The sequence below is a fragment of the Micromonospora sp. BL4 genome (assembly GCF_003667505.1).
GTDB lineage: Bacteria > Actinomycetota > Actinomycetes > Mycobacteriales > Micromonosporaceae > Micromonospora.
Window position 1 is genome coordinate 12715 of record NZ_RCVJ01000078.1, and the last position, 17387, is coordinate 30101.

20 protein-coding genes are annotated in these 17387 nt (G+C 72.3%); 12 read left to right on the forward strand and 8 right to left on the reverse strand.

Annotated features, from left to right (window positions below; all coding sequences use genetic code 11):
• The first annotated feature begins 45 nt into the window (after positions 1 to 45).
• The 3 genes from EAD89_RS06455 to EAD89_RS06465 all read left to right on the forward strand — a co-directional run bounded on the left by EAD89_RS06455 (position 46) and on the right by EAD89_RS06465 (position 2753).
• Complete coding sequence (locus tag EAD89_RS06455) at positions 46 to 930, forward strand: MHYT domain-containing protein (RefSeq protein WP_121652947.1); 885 nt, start codon at positions 46 to 48, stop codon at positions 928 to 930.
• 84 nt (positions 931 to 1014) lie between these two features.
• Positions 1015 to 1389, forward strand: a complete 375-nt coding sequence (locus EAD89_RS06460) for a PadR family transcriptional regulator (RefSeq protein ID WP_121652934.1) — start codon at positions 1015 to 1017, stop codon at positions 1387 to 1389.
• Positions 1386 to 2753 carry a permease prefix domain 1-containing protein gene (locus tag EAD89_RS06465; protein ID WP_121675077.1) on the forward strand — a complete coding sequence of 456 codons (1368 nt, stop codon included), beginning with the start codon at positions 1386 to 1388 and terminating at the stop codon, positions 2751 to 2753. The genes EAD89_RS06460 and EAD89_RS06465 overlap by 4 nt, the downstream gene beginning before the upstream one ends.
• A 21-nt stretch (positions 2754 to 2774) precedes the next feature.
• Here the strand turns inward: EAD89_RS06465 and EAD89_RS06470 are convergent, their stop codons facing one another.
• The 4 genes from EAD89_RS06470 to EAD89_RS06485 all read right to left on the reverse strand — a co-directional run bounded on the left by EAD89_RS06470 (position 2775) and on the right by EAD89_RS06485 (position 4618).
• Entirely contained in the window at positions 2775 to 3074 is a 300-nt protein-coding gene (locus EAD89_RS06470) for a BON domain-containing protein (RefSeq protein WP_233578234.1), read from the reverse strand.
• A 39-nt stretch (positions 3075 to 3113) separates the two neighbouring features.
• Positions 3114 to 3389, reverse strand: a complete 276-nt coding sequence (locus EAD89_RS06475) for a GlsB/YeaQ/YmgE family stress response membrane protein (protein ID WP_121652932.1) — start codon at positions 3387 to 3389, stop codon at positions 3114 to 3116.
• A gap of 67 nt (positions 3390 to 3456) precedes the next feature.
• Entirely contained in the window at positions 3457 to 4062 is a 606-nt protein-coding gene (locus tag EAD89_RS06480; protein WP_121675078.1) for an STAS domain-containing protein, read from the reverse strand.
• A gap of 145 nt (positions 4063 to 4207) precedes the next feature.
• Positions 4208 to 4618 carry an STAS domain-containing protein gene (locus EAD89_RS06485; protein WP_121675079.1) on the reverse strand — a complete coding sequence of 137 codons (411 nt, stop codon included), beginning with the start codon at positions 4616 to 4618 and terminating at the stop codon, positions 4208 to 4210.
• A 154-nt stretch (positions 4619 to 4772) separates the two neighbouring features.
• On the opposite strand from EAD89_RS06485, the gene EAD89_RS06490 reads away from it, so the two are divergent.
• The 4 genes from EAD89_RS06490 to EAD89_RS06505 all read left to right on the forward strand — a co-directional run bounded on the left by EAD89_RS06490 (position 4773) and on the right by EAD89_RS06505 (position 8291).
• Positions 4773 to 5462 (forward strand): response regulator transcription factor, encoded by a 690-nt coding sequence (locus EAD89_RS06490; RefSeq protein WP_121652929.1) that lies wholly within the window; start codon positions 4773 to 4775, stop codon positions 5460 to 5462.
• On the forward strand, positions 5459 to 6814 hold the full coding sequence (locus EAD89_RS06495; RefSeq protein ID WP_121675080.1) for a cell wall metabolism sensor histidine kinase WalK: 1356 nt from the start codon (positions 5459 to 5461) through the stop codon (positions 6812 to 6814). The genes EAD89_RS06490 and EAD89_RS06495 overlap by 4 nt, the downstream gene beginning before the upstream one ends.
• Entirely contained in the window at positions 6811 to 7374 is a 564-nt protein-coding gene (locus tag EAD89_RS06500; protein ID WP_121675081.1) for a GerMN domain-containing protein, read from the forward strand. The genes EAD89_RS06495 and EAD89_RS06500 overlap by 4 nt, the downstream gene beginning before the upstream one ends.
• 224 nt (positions 7375 to 7598) lie before the next feature.
• Positions 7599 to 8291, forward strand: coding sequence for a DUF998 domain-containing protein (locus EAD89_RS06505; RefSeq protein ID WP_121675082.1), 693 nt, complete (start codon positions 7599 to 7601; stop codon positions 8289 to 8291).
• 106 nt (positions 8292 to 8397) lie between these two features.
• On the opposite strand, the gene EAD89_RS06510 is transcribed toward EAD89_RS06505, so the two are convergent.
• Together EAD89_RS06510 and EAD89_RS06515 are read right to left on the reverse strand one after the other, a co-directional pair.
• The gene (locus EAD89_RS06510; protein ID WP_121655445.1) at positions 8398 to 9060 is read right to left on the reverse strand and encodes a response regulator transcription factor; all 663 of its coding nucleotides are present in this window, start codon (positions 9058 to 9060) and stop codon (positions 8398 to 8400) included.
• 76 nt (positions 9061 to 9136) lie between these two features.
• Entirely contained in the window at positions 9137 to 10267 is a 1131-nt protein-coding gene (locus EAD89_RS06515) for a sensor histidine kinase (RefSeq protein ID WP_233578236.1), read from the reverse strand.
• A gap of 143 nt (positions 10268 to 10410) precedes the next feature.
• Here EAD89_RS06515 and EAD89_RS06520 point away from each other — a divergent pair, with 143 nt between their 5' ends.
• The 5 genes from EAD89_RS06520 to EAD89_RS06540 all read left to right on the forward strand — a co-directional run bounded on the left by EAD89_RS06520 (position 10411) and on the right by EAD89_RS06540 (position 15942).
• Complete coding sequence (locus EAD89_RS06520) at positions 10411 to 11400, forward strand: carboxymuconolactone decarboxylase family protein (RefSeq protein ID WP_121675084.1); 990 nt, start codon at positions 10411 to 10413, stop codon at positions 11398 to 11400.
• A 9-nt stretch (positions 11401 to 11409) separates the two neighbouring features.
• Positions 11410 to 11862 (forward strand): DUF6220 domain-containing protein, encoded by a 453-nt coding sequence (locus EAD89_RS06525; protein WP_121675085.1) that lies wholly within the window; start codon positions 11410 to 11412, stop codon positions 11860 to 11862.
• Entirely contained in the window at positions 11859 to 13598 is a 1740-nt protein-coding gene (locus EAD89_RS06530) for a multicopper oxidase family protein (RefSeq protein ID WP_121675086.1), read from the forward strand. Before EAD89_RS06525 ends, EAD89_RS06530 begins: the two co-directional genes overlap by 4 nt.
• Positions 13599 to 13701: 103 nt before the next feature.
• The gene (locus tag EAD89_RS06535; RefSeq protein ID WP_121675087.1) at positions 13702 to 14982 is read left to right on the forward strand and encodes an MFS transporter; all 1281 of its coding nucleotides are present in this window, start codon (positions 13702 to 13704) and stop codon (positions 14980 to 14982) included.
• Between the two features lie 132 nt (positions 14983 to 15114).
• Entirely contained in the window at positions 15115 to 15942 is an 828-nt protein-coding gene (locus EAD89_RS06540) for an SAM-dependent methyltransferase (RefSeq protein ID WP_121675088.1), read from the forward strand.
• A 70-nt stretch (positions 15943 to 16012) separates the two neighbouring features.
• Here the strand turns inward: EAD89_RS06540 and EAD89_RS06545 are convergent, their stop codons facing one another.
• Together EAD89_RS06545 and EAD89_RS06550 are read right to left on the reverse strand one after the other, a co-directional pair.
• The gene (locus tag EAD89_RS06545; protein ID WP_121655438.1) at positions 16013 to 16558 is read right to left on the reverse strand and encodes a GNAT family N-acetyltransferase; all 546 of its coding nucleotides are present in this window, start codon (positions 16556 to 16558) and stop codon (positions 16013 to 16015) included.
• Positions 16559 to 16589: 31 nt separating this feature from the next.
• Positions 16590 to 17309 carry a bifunctional 2-polyprenyl-6-hydroxyphenol methylase/3-demethylubiquinol 3-O-methyltransferase UbiG gene (locus EAD89_RS06550; RefSeq protein ID WP_121675089.1) on the reverse strand — a complete coding sequence of 240 codons (720 nt, stop codon included), beginning with the start codon at positions 17307 to 17309 and terminating at the stop codon, positions 16590 to 16592.
• Positions 17310 to 17387 lie beyond the last annotated feature (78 nt).

The window sequence follows — 17387 nt, forward strand, 5'->3', positions numbered from 1 at the left end:
GAGCGCTTCCTTTACGCGTCGGTAACGAATGGGGTGAAGACCGCCGTGGCGGAGATCAATCACTTTGAGTACGGGTGGATCACGCCCACGCTGAGCTACGCGCTGTCCGTGCTCGGTTCGGTCCTCGGCCTCATCTGCGCCGGGCGTATCCGTACCGCCGGCACCGCCGGCCAGCGCGCGTGGTGGGGGCTGCTGGCCGCCTGGGCCCTCGGCGGCACCGCCATCTGGGCGATGCACTTCATGGCCATGCTCGGCTTCGCCGTCGCCGGCACCCGGATCCGGTACGACGTGCCGCTCACCGCGGCCAGCACGGCCATCGCCGTCGTGGCGGTCGGCATCGGCCTGGCCATCGTGGGCACCGGCCGGTTGAACCCGGTACGGCTGATCGCCGGCGGCATCTTCACCGGTGTCGGTGTGGCCGCCATGCACTACACCGGGATGGCGGCGATGCGCCTGAACGGGAGCCTCGGTTACGACACGACCCGGGTCGGGCTGTCGGTGGCGATCGCGATCGTCGCGGCCACCGTCGCGCTGTGGCTCGCGATGACCGTCCGCCGGCCGCTGGCGATCTTCGCCTCCGCCCTGGTGATGGGGGTCGCCGTGAACGGCATGCACTTCACCGGCATGAGCGCCCTCTCGGTGCACCAGCACGAGGGTCAGGGTGACCTCACCGGCACCGGGATGGGCACGCTCCTGGTGCCGATCGTGCTGGCGGTGATCTTCGGGGTGGTCGGCCTGCTCTACGCCCTGCTCGCCGCGCCGACCGACGACGACCGGGCGGCCGCCGCGTACCTCGACGCCCGACGGGCCCCGGAGCCGGCCGCCGCGCCGCCGGTCGTCGCCCCGGATCCGGTGGGGCTGCGCGCCCGTTCCACGCTCGGTCAGCCGGGCACCCCGTTCCCGTCCCGGCGGGAGATGCCGCCCCGCTGACGGTGGTCCGGGCCGCTCGTTCTGCTTGCGTGGGCGTAATACCTAGAACTACTATGCATTGCAGAGCTAGGTATAGGCGGTGCCATGCACATCACCAAGGACCTCGTCGCGGCCTCGGCGACACCACTCGTGCTGGGGATCCTCGCCGAGGGCGAGAGCTACGGCTACGCGATCCTCAAGCAGGTCAACGACCTCTCGGGCGGGCAACTCGAGTGGACCGACGGCCTGCTCTATCCGCTGCTGCACCGCCTGGAGCGGCTCGGCCACGTCGAGTCGACCTGGGCGACCCCGGCGGGGGGACGACGCCGGAAGTACTACCGCATCACCGACCAGGGCCGGGCCGAGCTCGCCGAGCAGCGCCGCCAGTGGGCCGCGGTCGTCGACGCCCTGCGGGGCGTCTGGAGCACGACGCAGTCCATCAAGCCGATCACGGCACCGGCCTGGGGGGCGGGACTATGACCGTCGACCACGATCTGGAGGGCCAGATCGCCGAGTGGCGGGCCTACATCCACCGCCGCCGGGAGCTGCACCACACCGACGCCGAGGAGTTGGAGGACCACCTTCGCAGCCGGATCGCCGAGCTGACCGAGGCCGGCCTGCGAGCCGACGAGGCGTTCCTCATCGCCGTCAAGCGCATGGGCGGCCTCGACGAGCTGTCGCGGGAGTTCGCCCGGGAGCACTCCGAGCGCCTATGGAAGCAACTCGTGCTGCCCCGAGAGCCGGACGCACCCAGCGCCGCCCGGTCCCGTCGCGAACTGCCCGTCATGGTGCTCTGCGCGGCCGTCGCGGCGCTCGCGATCAAGGTGCCGTCCTGGTTCGGGCTCGACCTCGCAAGCGGCGACCACGCCGGCTTCTACGCGCGAAACATCAGCCTCTTCGCGCTGCCGGCCCTGGCGGCGTACTTCGCCTGGCAGCGCCGCGTCGGTCCGCGGGTCGTCGGGGCGCTCGCGCTGCTGTTCGTCCTCGGCGCGGTCGCCGCGAACGCGTACCCGCTGGCCGACGACACGCAGACCATGGTGCTCACCGCGATCCACCTGCCGATAGCGCTGTGGCTGGTGGTCGGCGTCGCCTACACGGGTGGCGACTGGCGCTCAGACCGACGGCGGATGGACTTCATCCGGTTCACCGGGGAGTGGCTGATCTACTTCGTCCTCATCGGACTCGGCGGGGGCGTGCTCACGGGGTTCACGGTGGGCGCCTTCGCGGCCATCGGCGTGGACGCGGAGGGGTTCATCCAGTCGTGGCTGCTGCCGTGCGGCGCCATGGCCGCGGTCATCGTGTCGGCATGGCTGGTGGAGGCCAAGCAGAGCGTCATCGAGAACATGGCGCCGGTGCTGACCCGGGTCTTCACACCGCTCTTCACGGCCACCCTGCTGGCCTTCCTGGTCGCCGTCGTCTGGACCACCAACGGCATCGACGTCGAGCGCGACGCCCTCATCCTCTTCGACCTGCTGCTCGTCATCGTGCTGGGCATGCTGTTGTACGCCATCTCGGCCCGCGACCTGACGGCCCGACCCGGCCTCTTCGACCGCTTGCAGCTCGCCCTCATCGTCAGCGCTCTGATCATTGACGTCCTGGTGCTGGCGGCGATCACGGGCCGGATCACCGAATGGGGTTTCAGCCCGAACAAGACCGCGGCACTGGGCGAGAACCTCGTCCTGCTCGCCAACCTGGCGTGGTCGGCATGGCTCTACCTCGGCTTCGTGCGTGGCCGCATGCCCTTCGCCCGCCTGGAACGGTGGCAGACCCGATACGTGATCGTGTACGCCGCGTGGGCCTGGGTGGTCGTCCTCGCCTTCCCGCCCCTGTTCGGCTTCGCCTGAGCCGCGCGGTGGGGCCGTCGGTCAGCGGTGGCCACGCCGCGGGGCGCTGAGCCGCAACGAGTTGCAGACGTCGAAGACACCGGGCACCTCCCAGGCGAGCTCCGCGGCGGCCTGCCGCGTCTCCGGGTCACTCACCACGCCGGCGAGGATGACGACCCGGTTCTGCACCGAGACGCTGATCTGCTGGCGCCGCGTCGTTGAGTCGATGCTCAGCCGTTGCGCGACCAGCGCCTCGACCCGTACGTCCTCGGAGCCCTGCTCAGGCTGGTGCGAGGCGTCGGCGAACCAGTTCTCGTCGGGAAGTGGCCAGGGCATGTACACGAGGAGCTCCTTGATCGTGGACGGTCCGGGTCCGGATTCTCAGGCGGAGTCGGACCGTTCGGACCTGGCGGTGGCGACGACCAGCACCACGCCGGCACCGGCGAGACCGACCTCGATGAACACGGCCAGGGGGTTGAGGGCGCGGGTGTCGACGCCCGCGAGATGGGCGACGACGGTGCCCGCCAGCGCCGCGACGACCCCGACGGCGACGGTCAGCCAGATCGGCGCCTCCCGGCGTCCCGGGAGAACGAGCCCGCCGAGCAGGCCGACGGTGACGCCGACGAGGAGCGCGGTGACGAGACCGGTGATGGTCATGGGCTCTCCCCAGGTGTCGGTCGTCGCTGCCGGCGACGAGGAGGGTTCGGGGCGGGGCCCACGTCGGTCAGGAACGGGCGGCCGTCGTGGCCGTGGGGGCGGACACCAGGCCCTGCGACAACTGGGCGAGGGCCTCGTCGCGGCTCTCGAAGATGGGGAAGGCCCGGTCCAGGCGCATGGTGTGCAGGACGGTGCGGATGAACCGGGACGGCGCGGCCAGGCACAGCGTGACGCCGCGGTCGCGCGCGTCGCGGTGCGCGCGGACGAGGAGACCGAGGTCGGTGGAGTCGATGTGGGGTACCCGGGTCAGGTCGACCACGACGTGTCCGCCCAGGTCCTCCGCGTGGCACAGGGCGGCGCGCAGCGAGTCACCGTTATCGAGGTCGACCTCACCGGCGGCGACGGCGGTCATGTCGTCGAGATGGTCGATGCCGAGAATGCCGCCGGGACCGTGGCTGTCGCCCGGAGCGTTAACGCCACCGGAGATCGGCAGCAGGCTGCAGTGCGGGCAGCGGTGCGGGCCGGTGGCGAACGGGGAACCACTCCAGCCGTGTTCGGACACCAGGGTCCAGACGACCTCGGCGTCGGGGAGCACACACGCGGTGGCCCTGATGGAGTCGCCGCAGGTGTCGCAGATCAGTGTCATCAGGTGATCGTCCGGAACGACGGTCATTCTGCTGGTCCTTCCTGGGCCCGTGTCCCGCCGGTCCGGCGGGGTACGGCGTTCGGGGCGGGGCTGAAGCGGTGGTCCGGCTCCCGCGCTGGACGTTTCGGAAACCGGCGGAGCGGTCCCGCGGGGTGACGTCCGGGCGGGATCGTCACTGGACGGTGGTCACGGGGGCGCGGCCATGGGCGACCAGAGCCGGCGGCGCCGACGCGGGTTCGGGTGCCCTCCCCCCGGGCGTTGACGGCGGGGGATCGGTGACCACCGGCAGGACCTGGTCCAGACGGGCGGTGTGCAGGATGCGTCGGATGCGCGGGTTCGGGTTGCGGATGGTGAGGACCCCGGCGGCACGGGCCAGCCGCCGGTGCACATCGAGCAGCAGGCCGATGGCGGCGGCATCGATGTGCCGGCACCTGGACAGGTCGACCACGACCTGCGCGGGACACAGGGCCAGCAGCCGGTCGAACAGGGCCCCGGCCGCCGGCAGGCAGGCCAGGTCGAGTTCGGTGACGCACACCTCGACCAGCGGCAGTGTGCACGGCGTCGGCGCCGGTGATCCCGTCACGGGCGTGCCCCTTCCCTTTCCGGACCCGGTCACCTACGACCCTGCCGTGCCGGCTTGGCGGTCACCGCGCGGATCTATGACAGTTGCGTGACAAATCCGCCAGGCGGCCGGCACGGTTGGCCGCGTGGCCGATGGCCTGGGGATGATGCCGGGTATGACGGCCGTACTGGTGATCGAGGACGACGACCGCATCCGCCTGGCGCTGCTGCTCGCACTCGAGGACGAGGGCTACGAGGCGGTGGGCGCGGCCACGGCGGAGGAGGGCCTGCGCGTCCAGCGCCGCGACCCGGCCGACTACGTGTTGGTCGACCTGATGCTGCCCGGCCTCGACGGCTTCGAGTGCATTCGGCACCTGCGTCGTGACGACGACGTGCCGGTCGTGGTGGTCAGCGCCCGCGACGACACCCACGACATCGTCGCCGCCCTCGAAGCCGGCGCCGACGACTACATCGTCAAGCCGGTGGCGATCAAGGAACTGACCGCTCGCCTGCGAGCCCTGCGCCGCCGCGCCCGTGCCGGCGTGACGGGACCGGCGCCGGAGCCCGTACCCGTGCTCGCGTTCGGCGAACTGGAGATCAGCCCCGACGGGGGAGAGGTACGCCGCGCCGGCAAGCCCGTACCGGTCACGCGCACCGAGTTCCGGCTGCTGTGCGAGCTTGCCGAACACGCCGGCCGGGTGCTGTCCCGCCAGCAGTTGCTGCAACGGGTCTGGGGCTACGACAGCGGCGACGAGAGGCTCGTCGACGTGCATGTCGGCCGGCTGCGGCAGAAGATCGAGTCGGACCCGGCAACCCCCCGGCACCTGGTCACGCTGCGGGGCCTCGGCTACAAGCTGCAGCGATGAGACGCCTCGGACTCCGTACCCGGGTCACCGCCGCGTTCGCCGTCGGAGCGCTCCTGCTCGCCGCCTCCATGGCCCTGGTCTCGTACGAGCTGACCCGCCGCTCCCTGATCGACGAGCGGGAACGCACCGCCCTGCGCGCCGCCTACTTCGACGCCGCCGTCGTCCGGGCCGGGCTGAACACCGACACCCCCGACGTGGTGGAGGTGCTTCGGTCGCTGGACACGGGCGGCGGCCGGCGACCCGTGCTGCACCTGGACGGCGCGTGGTACGCCCGAACCGCCGACCCCGGCACCACCACCGCCATACCCGTCGACCTGCGACGGGCCGTCGCCTCCGGGGAGCCGGCGGTGCAGCGCGTACGCGTCGCCGGCCAACCCGCCCTGGTGGTCGGGGTGCCCCTGTCGGCGACGGCGACGTATTTCGAGATCAACTCTCTGCGCGAGCTGGAGCAGACGTTCCAGGTCCTGGCGCTCGCGCTGACCACCGTCGCGATCATGGTCGCCGGGTCCGGCGCGGCCCTCGGCTGGTACGCGACCCGACACGGGCTGCGCCCGCTGACGGCCGTCGCCGACGCCGCCGAGAAGATCGCCGCCGGCGACTTCACCGCGCGTCTCGACCCCGCCACCGACCCCGATCTGACGCGCCTGTCCTCCTCGTTCAACCAGATGGTCGACCAGCTCGCCCATCGCATCGAGCGGGACCGCCGCTTCGCCGCCGACGTCAGCCACGAACTGCGCTCACCTCTGCAGACCCTCGCCGCCGCGGCCAGCGTCCTGGCGCGTCGCCGGGAGCACCTGGACGAGCGGACCGCCACCGCCGCCGGGCTCGTCGCCGACGAGATCGACCGGTTCCAACGGCTCGTCAACGACCTGATCGACCTGGCTCGTAGCGACCAGCCCGCCCACCGGCAAGCCGTGGACGTGGTGGCGTTGGCCCGGGACGCCTGCCAGGCCCTCGACCTGCCGGCCTCGCTCGTCCACCTCGCGGCGGACGCTCCCGCGACCTGGCAGGTCGAGCGGCGCCGTATCGCGCAGATCCTGGCGAACCTGCTCGACAACGCCGTGACCTACGGGGGTGGCCCGGCGGGCGTCCGGTTGAGCCGCGACGGTGACGCCGGCGTCATCGAGGTCGAGGACGACGGCCCCGGTGTGTCGATCGAGGACCGACAGGCGATCTTCGACCGCTTCGTCCGCGGGCGAGCCGCGCACACCCGCGGCGCGGGCGACGGCACCGGCCTCGGGCTCGCGCTGGTCGCCCAGCACGCTGCGGCGCACCGGGGGCACGCCACCGTCACCGACCGCCCCGGCGGAGGCGCCCGCTTCCGCGTCACCCTGCCGGAAAGCCTGCCATGAACCACCGCCGCCTGGCCCCACTGGCACTCGCCGCGCTGCTGACCGGCTGCGGCGTCCCCACCGACGACAGCCCCCGGACGGTGCAGCCGCCGCGCGGGCCGTTCCACAGCGCTGCCCCCGCCGACACGACGGCGCCGGCCGGCCGGGCGGACGAGACCCTCTGCCTCGTCCGCGACAACCGCATCGTCTCCGTCGTCCGGCGCGTCGACCATGTCCCCACGGTCGAGGAACAACTGCGGCATCTCCTCGCCGGACCGGGTACGGCCGAACGCGACAGCGACCTGACCAGCGCGCTGCCGGGAGCGGTCAACGCCGCCGGCGCGACAGTGACCCGCGCGCAGGCCCGCGTCGTCGTCGACGAGCCCGACGACGACGCCGGCCGCAGCGACGAGGTGCTCGCCTTCGGGCAGATCGTCTGCACGCTCACCAGTCGCGACGACGTCACCACCGTGGTGTTCCTGCGCGACGGCAGGCCACTCGCCGTGCCCCGCGCCGACGGCTCGCTCTCCGAACAACCGCTCACCCGCGCCGACTACGCCCCGCTCATCACCCCACGTTGACCACGTCAGGCCGGGCCGGGGAGTGCTCCCGTAGCGCGGTGGCGGCTATTGGTGACCCTGACTAAACGATCGTGGCGTCATCCCGCGTTGATCATTGCGGGGCTCGGATGGATCGTTGACCTCGCCGCACCTGGCCGGCGTACCGGCTCCGACGTAGCGGCCGGTGTGACGCCGCAGGCCGCGTCGACCGGCGGCCCATCCACGCACTCAGACGAGGAAGACACATGAGCCACACCATCAACCCCTCCACTCCGCTCACCTCGACCGTCTCGGCCCGCCCCGCCCCCAGGGCCGATGGGGCGACCCGGCTCCTGCTGAGCTGCGGTATGGCCGCAGGTCCGCTGTTCCTTGCGGTGGGCGTGATCCAGGGTCTGACCCGCGAGGGCTTCGATTTCACCCGCAACGCGATCAGCCAGCTCAGCCTCGGCGACCTGGGCTGGATCCAAGTGATCAACTTCGTCCTCGCCGGAACACTGGTAATCGCCGGTGCGATCGGCCTGCGGCGAGCGCTGCACAGCGGGCCGGGCGCGACCTGGGTACCGCGGCTGGTCACCGTCTTCGGGATCTCGTTCCTGGTCAGCGCCGTGTTCGCCGCCGACCCCGGTGCCGGCTTCCCCGTCGGCACCTCCGAGGACACGATGGCCTCTCTCAGCACACACGGCGCCGTCCACATGGGAGGCGGCATGATCGGCTACCTGGCGCTGTGCGCGGCGTTCGTTCTGCTGGCGCGGCGCTTCTCCGCCCAGGGCCGGCGTGGCTGGGCGCTGGCCTCCCGCATCGTGCCGGTGGTCGTCGTCGCCGGCTTCATCGGCTCCTCGGCAAGCATCCTGGCCTTCTTCACGGGAGCGGCCCTGGGCCTGGTCTGGCTCACCGCGACGACCGCCCGGCTGGCCGTGGCGACGCCGGCCGGACGGTGACCAGCCGAGGCCTCGGCCGCGACGTACGACACGACGTATGTCCCGCCGAGGGCTCCCGCGCGTTGGTGCGCCGCTGGACCGAGCGGTCAATAACGACGGTGTGATGTCATCGGCGACGCGGCGCGACCAGCCCCGACTCGTACGCCCACACGACCAGCTGGGCGCGGTCGCGGCAGTGCAGCTTCGTCATCGCCCGGTTGACATGTGTCTTGGCGGTCAACGGACTGATCACCATGCGCGAGGCGATCTCGTCGTTGGTCAGGCCCCGGGCGACGAGCGCGACGATCTCCTGTTCCCGGGCGGTCAGCACGTCGCGTCCGGCCGCCGCCTCGGCCGGTGGCGGCCCGGCCACGAACTCGCTGATGAGCGTGCGCGTGACCGCCGGGGCGAGCAGCGCGTCGCCGCGGGCCACGACGGCGACGGCCTGCAGCAGGTCGGTGGGGTCGGCGTCCTTGAGCAGGAACCCGCTGGCGCCGGCCCGGAGCGCGGCGAAGACGTAGGAGTCGAGCCCGTAGTTGGTGAGGATCAGGACGCGGACCGCCGCGAGGTCGGGATCGGCGGCGATGCGCCGGGTGGCCTCGATGCCGTCGAGACCCGGCATCTGCACGTCCATCAGCACGACGTCCGGCCGCAGGCTCCGCGACAGCTGGACGGCCGAGGTGCCGTCGACAGCCTCGCCGACGACCTCCAGGTCGTCCTCGGCGCCGAGCAACGCCCGGAATCCGGCCCGCATCAGAGCCTGGTCGTCGGCGAGCAGGACCCGGATCATGCCGGCTCCTCTCTCGGGTCGGAGCCGCCCCGATCCGCGGCGGACCGAGCTGGTCGGACCTCGCGCAGGCGCCCGGTCACGGCGGACCGTCCAACGGGAACGTGGCCCGTACCGCGAACCCGCCGTCGTCGCGGGCCGCCGCCCGCAGTGTGCCGCCCAGCCCGGTCACCCGTTCCCGCATGCCGCGCAGGCCCACGCCCGGTGCCACGGGCCGGGCCGGTGACGCCTGGCCGTCGTCGACCACCGAGACGGTGAGCTGTGCCGGCGCGTACTCCATGTGGATCTGCGCGGTGGCGGGCCCGGCGTGGCGGGCCACGTTGGTCAGGGCCTCCTGGACGACGCGATACCCGGCCTGGTCGACCTCGTCGGGCAGGTCCCGGGGGCGACCGGTGACGGTCACCTGCACCGGTACGCCCGCCGCGCGGGTCCGCTCGGCCAGTTCCTCCACCCGGGCCAGCCCGACGCAGTCTCCGTCGGTGGGTGAGCGCAGAACCTCCAGCGTCGTCCGCAGTTCCCGCATCGCGGCGCCGCTGGCCTCCTGGATCGCCAGCAGCGTGGCCGACGGCTCCTCGCCGTGTTTGCGGGCCAGGTGCACGGCGATCCCGGCCTGCACCTTGATCACGGAAATGTTGTGGGTCAGCGAGTCGTGCAGGTCCCGGGCGATGCGCAGGCGCTCCTCCCCGGCGCGACGCAACGCCATCTCCTCGCGGGTGCGCTCGGCCTCGAACGCCCGCTGCTCGACCTGTTCCAGGTACGCCCGGCGCTGGCGCGCGACGAGCCCGGCGACGTTGGCCGCCACGAACCAGCCCAGCAGCAGGGCGGTCCGCTCGGCGATCAGCTGGCCGGGCCGGCCGGCGGGCGCGATCGAGATGTCGCGGGCCAGGAAGCCGCCGAGGAAGACGAGGCTGCCCAGGGCGGCGGCCGATCGGTGCCCCCGCCAGGCGGCGACGTAGACGACGCCGAGGACGGGGAACGCGGCGGACACCCCGGGGTGCACCCGGACGTGCAGGGCCAGCATGGCGACGGTCACCACGCTTACCGCCACGACCGGATACCGCCGGCACACCGCCAGGGCCGCCGCCATGGCCAGGACCAGAGCGACGTCGATCGCCCGGATCGTCGCGGCGTCCGGTGCGAGCGCGGCGTTGCCGAGCAGGAGGGCGCCGAGGGCGAGGCCGCTGAGGGCGTACGGCAGGTCACGACGCATGGTCGAACTGTAGAACGGGCCGTCCTCAGGGAGCATCTGACGGCGGTGGTAGAAGGTCGTACCACGGACGCGGTATCGGCGACCGGGCAAGTGCCTGCGGCGGCACGACGTTTTCCCGGCCCGTCGAGGCAAGCATCGAGCCCATGACATACCGCTTCTTCACCCCCGATCCAGTGCAGGCCGCGACTGGCCTGACCGCGGAGGTCTACCGGCAGCTGTGGGACGACTTCCTCGGGCCGGTGCCCACCTTCCAGGTGCTCTCGCCCGTGCCGGAGCTGCAGGCCGCGACCTGGGCGCTGCTGCGCGAGGCCCTGCTCGCCGGGGACGCGTCCAGAGTGGACCGTGAGCTCGTCGCGTCGACGGTGTCCCGGGCCAACCGTTGTCGGTTCTGCGTCGACGCCCACGTGATGCTGCTGCACGCGCTGGGCGAACACGCGCTGGGCGAGGTCGTCGCCCGGGGCGGGACGCCATCGGAGCCGAGGCACGCCGAACTCGCCCGCTGGGCGGAGGCCAGTCGCAGCCCGGAAGCCACCGGCTGGAGCAGCCCGTACCGCCCAGAGGCCACCGGCACCCTGCTCGCCTTCCACTTCATCAACCGGATCGTCTCGGCGCTGCTGGACCCCGATCTGCTCCCCGGTGGCCTGCAACGCTCCCCGCTGGTGCGGTCGGTCGGAGGCCGGCTCTACGCCAGGACGGCCCGGGGGCCGAAGGAGCCCGGCGCCAGCCTCACCCTCCTCGACCCCGGCACGACGGCGCCACCGGCCTGGGCGGGGGACAGCCCGGTCGGCGTCGCGTACGCGGCGCTGCGGAGCGCCGCCACGCAGGGCAGCGACCTCCTGGGCGACGTGGCGCGCGAGACCGTCACCGCCACCGTGCGCTGGGAGGACGGGCGGTTCCCGGCCCGGCCCGCGGACTGGGCCGTCGATCTGGTCCGGGACGTGCCGGGCACCGACCGCATCGGGACGCGGATCGCGCTGCTGGCGGCGTTCGCGCCCAGCGCGATCAGCCCGGGTGACGTCGCCCTCTGGCGGTTCTCCCATCCGGCCGACGCCGACCTCGTGCGGCTGGTCGCGTACGGGGCGATCACGGCCACCGAGCACGTCGCTCGGGCACTGACGTCAGCTCACCTCTAGGAGGTCACCATGCGCAAGGCATTCGTTCTCGCCAGCACCCTGCTGCTCGTCTCGTTCGTCCTGCAGTTCATCTTCGCCGCCGTGGGCGGGTTCACGAGACCCGCGGGCGACGGCGCGTACGCCCTGCACAGCGTCAACGGGATGGCGGTCATCCCGGTGCTCACCCTGCTCACCGCCCTGTTCGCCGCGCTGGCGAAGGCGCCGGGCCGGCTCATCGGCATGGCGATCCTGCCGATCGGTCTCGTCGTCGTGCAGGCGCTGATCGCCATGCTCGCGAACGCGTCCACCGACGCCGCCGGCGCCAGCACCCCGCTCGGCCTGACCATCGCCGGGTTGCACGCGCTCAACGGAATCATCGCGGTGCACGTCGTGGTGGGCGTGGCCCAGGCAGCGCGAAAGCTGGACCGCCCGGCGCCGGGCGGCGTCGTCCCCGTCACCGTGCGGGAAGGAGAGCCGGCATGAGCACCGGCTCGGTGCTCGCCGTCGACCTGGTGATCGCGGTCCTCGCGGCCGCCGGATGGCTGGGCGGCGGCGCCGCGTCGGCGGCCCGGCGCCGACCGCTCGCGCTGGGACTGGCCGCCTTCGCGCTGGTCGCCACCCTCGCCCGCGCGGTCACGATCACCGCGCTCGCCCGTGCCGGCTGGTGGTTCGCGGGGGAGAAGGTCCTCATCGCGGCGCCCCTGGCGCTCGCGGCGGTGGTCGTCGCCGGGCCGCGGCTGCTCCGGGCCCCGGGCGACATCCGGTCCGTCGCGCTCCCGCTTTTCTTCGCCGGGTACGCCCAGAGCGGCGCACTGCTCGTGACCCTCCTGCACGGCTATCCGGTGTCGGCGGGCGTGGGACTGCTCGCGCTCGCCGGCGTGATCGCGGCGACCGCGGTCTCATGGCGTGCACTCGGCGCCGGCCCGTCCCGGGCGGTGTCCCGGGCGGCCCTCGTCGTGGCGGTCACGGCGCTGGTGACCGGGACCGGGCTGGCCGTCGCCCCGGGCGCCGCGCCCGCCGTACCCCATAATCACAAGTATCGGGATGCGCGGACCTCCGACGAACCGACCAGGCGGTTCGTCCTGACGGCCGGGACCGCCACGGTGAGCGTGAGCGGCCGCGACGTCGCGGCGTGGGCGTTCAACGGGCAGGTCCCCGGGCCGGAGCTGACCGGCACCGCCGGCGACGTCGTCGAGGTGACGCTACGCAACCGGGACATCGCGCGGGGCGTCACGCTGCACTGGCACGGGTACGACGTGCCGAACAGTCAGGACGGGGTGCCCGGCGTGACGCAGGCGGCGGTGCTGCCCGGACAGGAGTTCGTCTACCGGTTCCGGGCCGATCAGGTCGGAACGTACTGGTACCACACGCATTCGGTCTCCGACCTCGGCGTGCGGATGGGCCTCTACGGCGTCCTGGTGGTGCGCCCGGCGCCGGTGACCGGCGTCGACGTCACCGTGCCGGTGCACACCCTGGCCGGCCTCGCGCTGCCCGAACCGAGAACGGAGCCGGTCGAGCCGGGCGTGCCCGTGCGACTGCGGCTGATCAACACCGACAGCACGACGCATCGCTACGCCCTGGCCGGGACACCGTTCCGGGTCGTCGCGATCGACGGATCCGACCTGCGGGGCCCGACGTCGCTCGTGGACACCGCCGTGCTGGTCCCGGCCGGGGGTCGCTACGACCTGGTGTTCACCGCGCCCCCCACGCCGGTGGCGCTGTTCGTCGACGGACGGGCGGTCTACTCGACCGGACCGGTGTCGACGGCGACCAGCGCGTGGCCGGTGCTGGATCCGCTCACGTACGGCGTCGGTTCGCCGGTGCCGTGGTCGCGCGTCGACCGGGAGTACACCCTCGTCCTCGACCGTGGCCTCGACCTGCGCGGGCTGCTTCCGCGATACGCCCACACCGTCAACGGCGCGGCGGACCCCGACATCCCGCCGCAGGTCGTACGCCTCGGCGACATCGTCGCGTTCACGATCGTCAACAGGTCTCAGGTCGTGCACCCGTGGCACCTGCACGGCCATCACGTCCTGGTGCTGTCCCGCAACGGTCAGCGCGCGACCGGGAGCCCTCTGTGGCTGGACTCCTTCGACGTACGTCCCGGTGACGTGTGGGAGGTGGAGTTCCGGGCCGACAACCCGGGGGTGTGGGCCAACCACTGCCACAACCTGGCGCACGCCGACGCCGGAATGATGCTGCACCTGATGTACTCCTGATCCGCGCCCATCCGACCGCGATCCGCGTTTGATCCGCCCCTGGTGGTCTTGCTTTGCTCGGGGGCGATCAACGGCGGGTTGTTCGACGGGGGAGGCGCGAAACGTGGTCAGACGATCGCTGGGCCGGCGGTTCGGCTGGCTGTGGGCGGCCTACGCGGCCAGCGCCTACGGCTCGGGGCTGGGATTCGGCGCGCTGCCGCTGATCGCCGTGCTGGTGCTGGATGCCAGCCCCGCCCAGGTGTCCGCGTTGTCCGCGGTGGGGCCGGCGGTGGGCGCGCTGATCGCCTTGCCGCTCGGGCCGTGGGTGGAGTTTCGCCGCAAACGACCGGTGATGATCGCCATGGACCTGGCCCGGTTCGCGGTCATCATGACCATTCCGGTCGCCTACGCCTTCGGCATGCTCAGTTTCGTCCAGCTGCTGGTCGTCTCGGCCGTGGTCGCCGCGGCCAGGATCGCCTTCAACGCGGCCAGCGGCGCGTACCTCAAGGCGCTCGTCCGCCCCGATGACCTGCTCGTGGCCAACGCGCGGTTCGAGTCGACCACGTGGAGTTCCATCGCCGTCGGGCCACCGCTGGGCGGCGCGGCGATCGGCCTGCTCGGGCCGGTCACGACCGTGGTGGCCGACGCGCTCAGCTACCTGTTGTCCGCGTTGGGCATCACGGCGATCCGCGGCCGAGAGGAGCAGCCGCAGCGAACCGGCGGTCGCCGCGTCCGGGCCAGCGAGGTGCTCGACGGTTGGCGACATCTCCTGACCCATCCCGGCCTGCGGGCCCTCTACCTCAACCAGCTGCTCGTCAGCGGCCTGATCATGGCCACGGAGCCGCTGCTGGCCGTGCTCCTGCTCCGCCAGCTCGGATTCGCCCCCTGGCAGTACGGCCTCGCCTTCGCCGTCCCGTGCGTCGGTGGACTCATCGGTTCACGCCTCGCCCGCGGTGTCGTGGCGCGGTACGGCCAACACCGGATCCTGCGTGTGGTCGGCACGCTGCGGGCGGTCTGGCTGATCGGCCTCGCCTTCGTCCAGCCCGGTGTCGTCGGTCTGGCGACGGTGATCGCCGTCGAGCTCGCGATCATCATCAGCATGAGCCTGTACAACCCGGTGCTCGCCACCTACCGACTTGAACACACGCCCAGGGACCGTACCGTCCGCACCCTGTCGGCCTGGTCGATCAGCAGCAGCGCCTCCATCGCCATCCTCAGCGCGCTGGGCGGACTGCTCGCCAACGCCACCAGCGCGCGGACGGCCATCGCGGTCGCGGGGCTGCTCATCCTCGCCAGCCCGTTGCTGCTGCCCCGCCGCCGGGACTTCGCACCCGTACCCGACCTCGAGCTGGCAACGGCGGGTTCCCAACCGCCGGCAGCGGGCGTCCCGCGTGCGGGCGGGTAGGGAGTCGGTGGTGGCGGGAATCGTCTGCCTTCTATACCGTGGCACGGTTGCGGGCGGGTGCTTCCCCGACAGGGCGGGCCGTTGCGCGACCGGATTCGCGTCCGCAGTCGACACGGGGGGTTCGTCGTGACCATGGACTCGCAGGAGACCGGCCGGCCGGAGGCTGGCGAGGAGGACGTGCGGCAGAGGATCGACGCGTCGGTGCCGCATTCGGCGCGAATCTGGAACTACTGGCTCGGCGGCAAGGACAACTTCGCGGTCGACCGCGCGGCCGGCGACCAGTACCGGCAGGTCTTCCCCGGCGTCGTCGACGTGGCCCGTGCCTCCCGGCAGTTCCTGGTCCGCTCGATCACGTTCCTCGCCGGTGAGGCGGGCATCCGCCAGTTCCTGGACGTCGGCACGGGCCTGCCCACGGCCGACAACACCCACGAGGTGGCGCAGCGGATCGTGCCGGACGCGCGGATCGTCTACGTCGACAGCGACCCGCTGGTGCTGGTGCACGCCCGCGCGCTGCTGGTCAGCTCGGCCGAGGGCCGGACCGCCTACCTCGACGCCGACCTGCGCGATCCCGCTGCGGTCATCGCCGAGGCCGGCAGGACGCTCGATTTCCAGCAGCCGATCGGCCTCATCCTCAGCGGTGTCATGGGCCACCTGCCGGACTACGAGGCGGCCCGCTCGATCACGCGGCAGCTGCTGGCGCCGCTCGCGAGCGGCAGCTACCTCTCACTCAACGACGGCACCAGCCTGGTCAGCCCCGAGATGCAGCAGGCGCAGGACGACTACAACGACACCGGGGCGACGCCGTACACGCTGCGGTCGCCCGCACAGATCGCCGGGTTCTTCGAGGGCCTGGACCTGGTGGAGCCGGGCGTCGTGCCGTGCCCGCAGTGGCGACCCGACGACGCGGTCGACACGCCCGCCGAGATCGACGCCTTCGGTGGGGTGGGCCGCAAGCGCTGAAAGTCCCGCGCCGCACCTGTCGGTCCCGGGTCGGTCGTCGCTGAGGTGCGGGCGTTACCCGGGTTCGAGGTCAGGCGCCGAGACGGGCTCGATACTGGTCGCGGGTGATCGCATGAACGGCGACGGGTTGATCGTGCCCCGGGACGACCGTGTCGAATTCGCGCGCGAGCCCCAGCTTCTCCATGACGCGAGCCGACCTGACGTTCTCGACGTGGCGAATGCTGATGATGCGGTCCAGGCCGCGGTCGAGAAAGCCGAACCGCATGGCTGCCGTGGCTGCCTCGGTCGCGTACCCATATCCCCAGAACCGTCGGTCGAGCCGCCACCCGATCTCCACGGCGGGCAGCACCTCGGGCAGAAAGTCGGGCACCGCGAGCCCGGCCCAACCGATGAAGTCGCCGGTTCCGCGAACGTCCACGGCGAACAGGCCGTATCCGCGTTCCCTCCAGTTCGTGACCATCTTCTGCAGGCCCTCGGCGCTCTGCCGGCGATCGCGCACGGAGCCGTCCATGATGTGGCGCATCACCTCCGGGTCGGCGTTGATGGCCGCCAGGGCGTCGAGGTCGTCGTCGCGCCAACCGCGCAGGGTCAACCGTTCGGTCTCCAAGGTGATCACGGGTTCATTCTGGGGACCGCACCCGTCCTGCTCAAGCGGGCCGGTCAGTGGCCATGTCCGCCACATCCGAGTCGCTGTCGGTGCGGTCGCCGACCACGGTCGCGCGCCGCCGGCTGGCGATGACGACGACGTCGTGAATCGCCACCGTGTGGCCGGCGTGACCGCCCACAGCACGCTGCGACTCCTGAGCGGTCACGACCTCCCACACGAGCGGATCGAGGCGCGCCGTGATGTCGGCGGCCGTCACCGAGGCCGAGGAGGGCGGCTCAGTCTCGCCGCCCCCGTGCCCGTGCCCATGCCCGGCGACCGTGCCCTGATGGTCGTGGTGGCCGACGATGAGCAGGGTGCCCCCGGGGGCGACCCAGGACGCGATGCGGTCGTAGAAATCCAGCTGCGGCATCGCGGGATGCGCGTAGTGCGTGGTCACCAGGTCGTACCGCGTGTCCGGCTGCCACGTGGACAGGTCCGCCTCGACCCACCGCACCCGCTCGGCGACACCGCCGGCGACGGCGCGCTCCGCCGCGTGCGCGAGCGCGGCGGCGGAGATGTCCGCTCCGGTCACCTGCCAGCCACGGGTGGCGAGCCAGATCGCTTCGGCACCGGCACCGCAGCCCGCGTCCAGCGCCGTTCCGGGCGCCAGGTCGCCAACCTCCCGGATCAGGTGCGGGTTGGGTTGACCGGCAGCCATCGCAGCGGCACGATCGCCGCCCCAGATCCGGTCCCAGTAGTCCCTGTCGAACGAGTGCGTCATCGGACGTCCCCCTGTCGAACCACGCTCGCCTGCTCTGCCATGTCCCGACCCCCAACGAACCCGGCTGCCCTCTGGCAA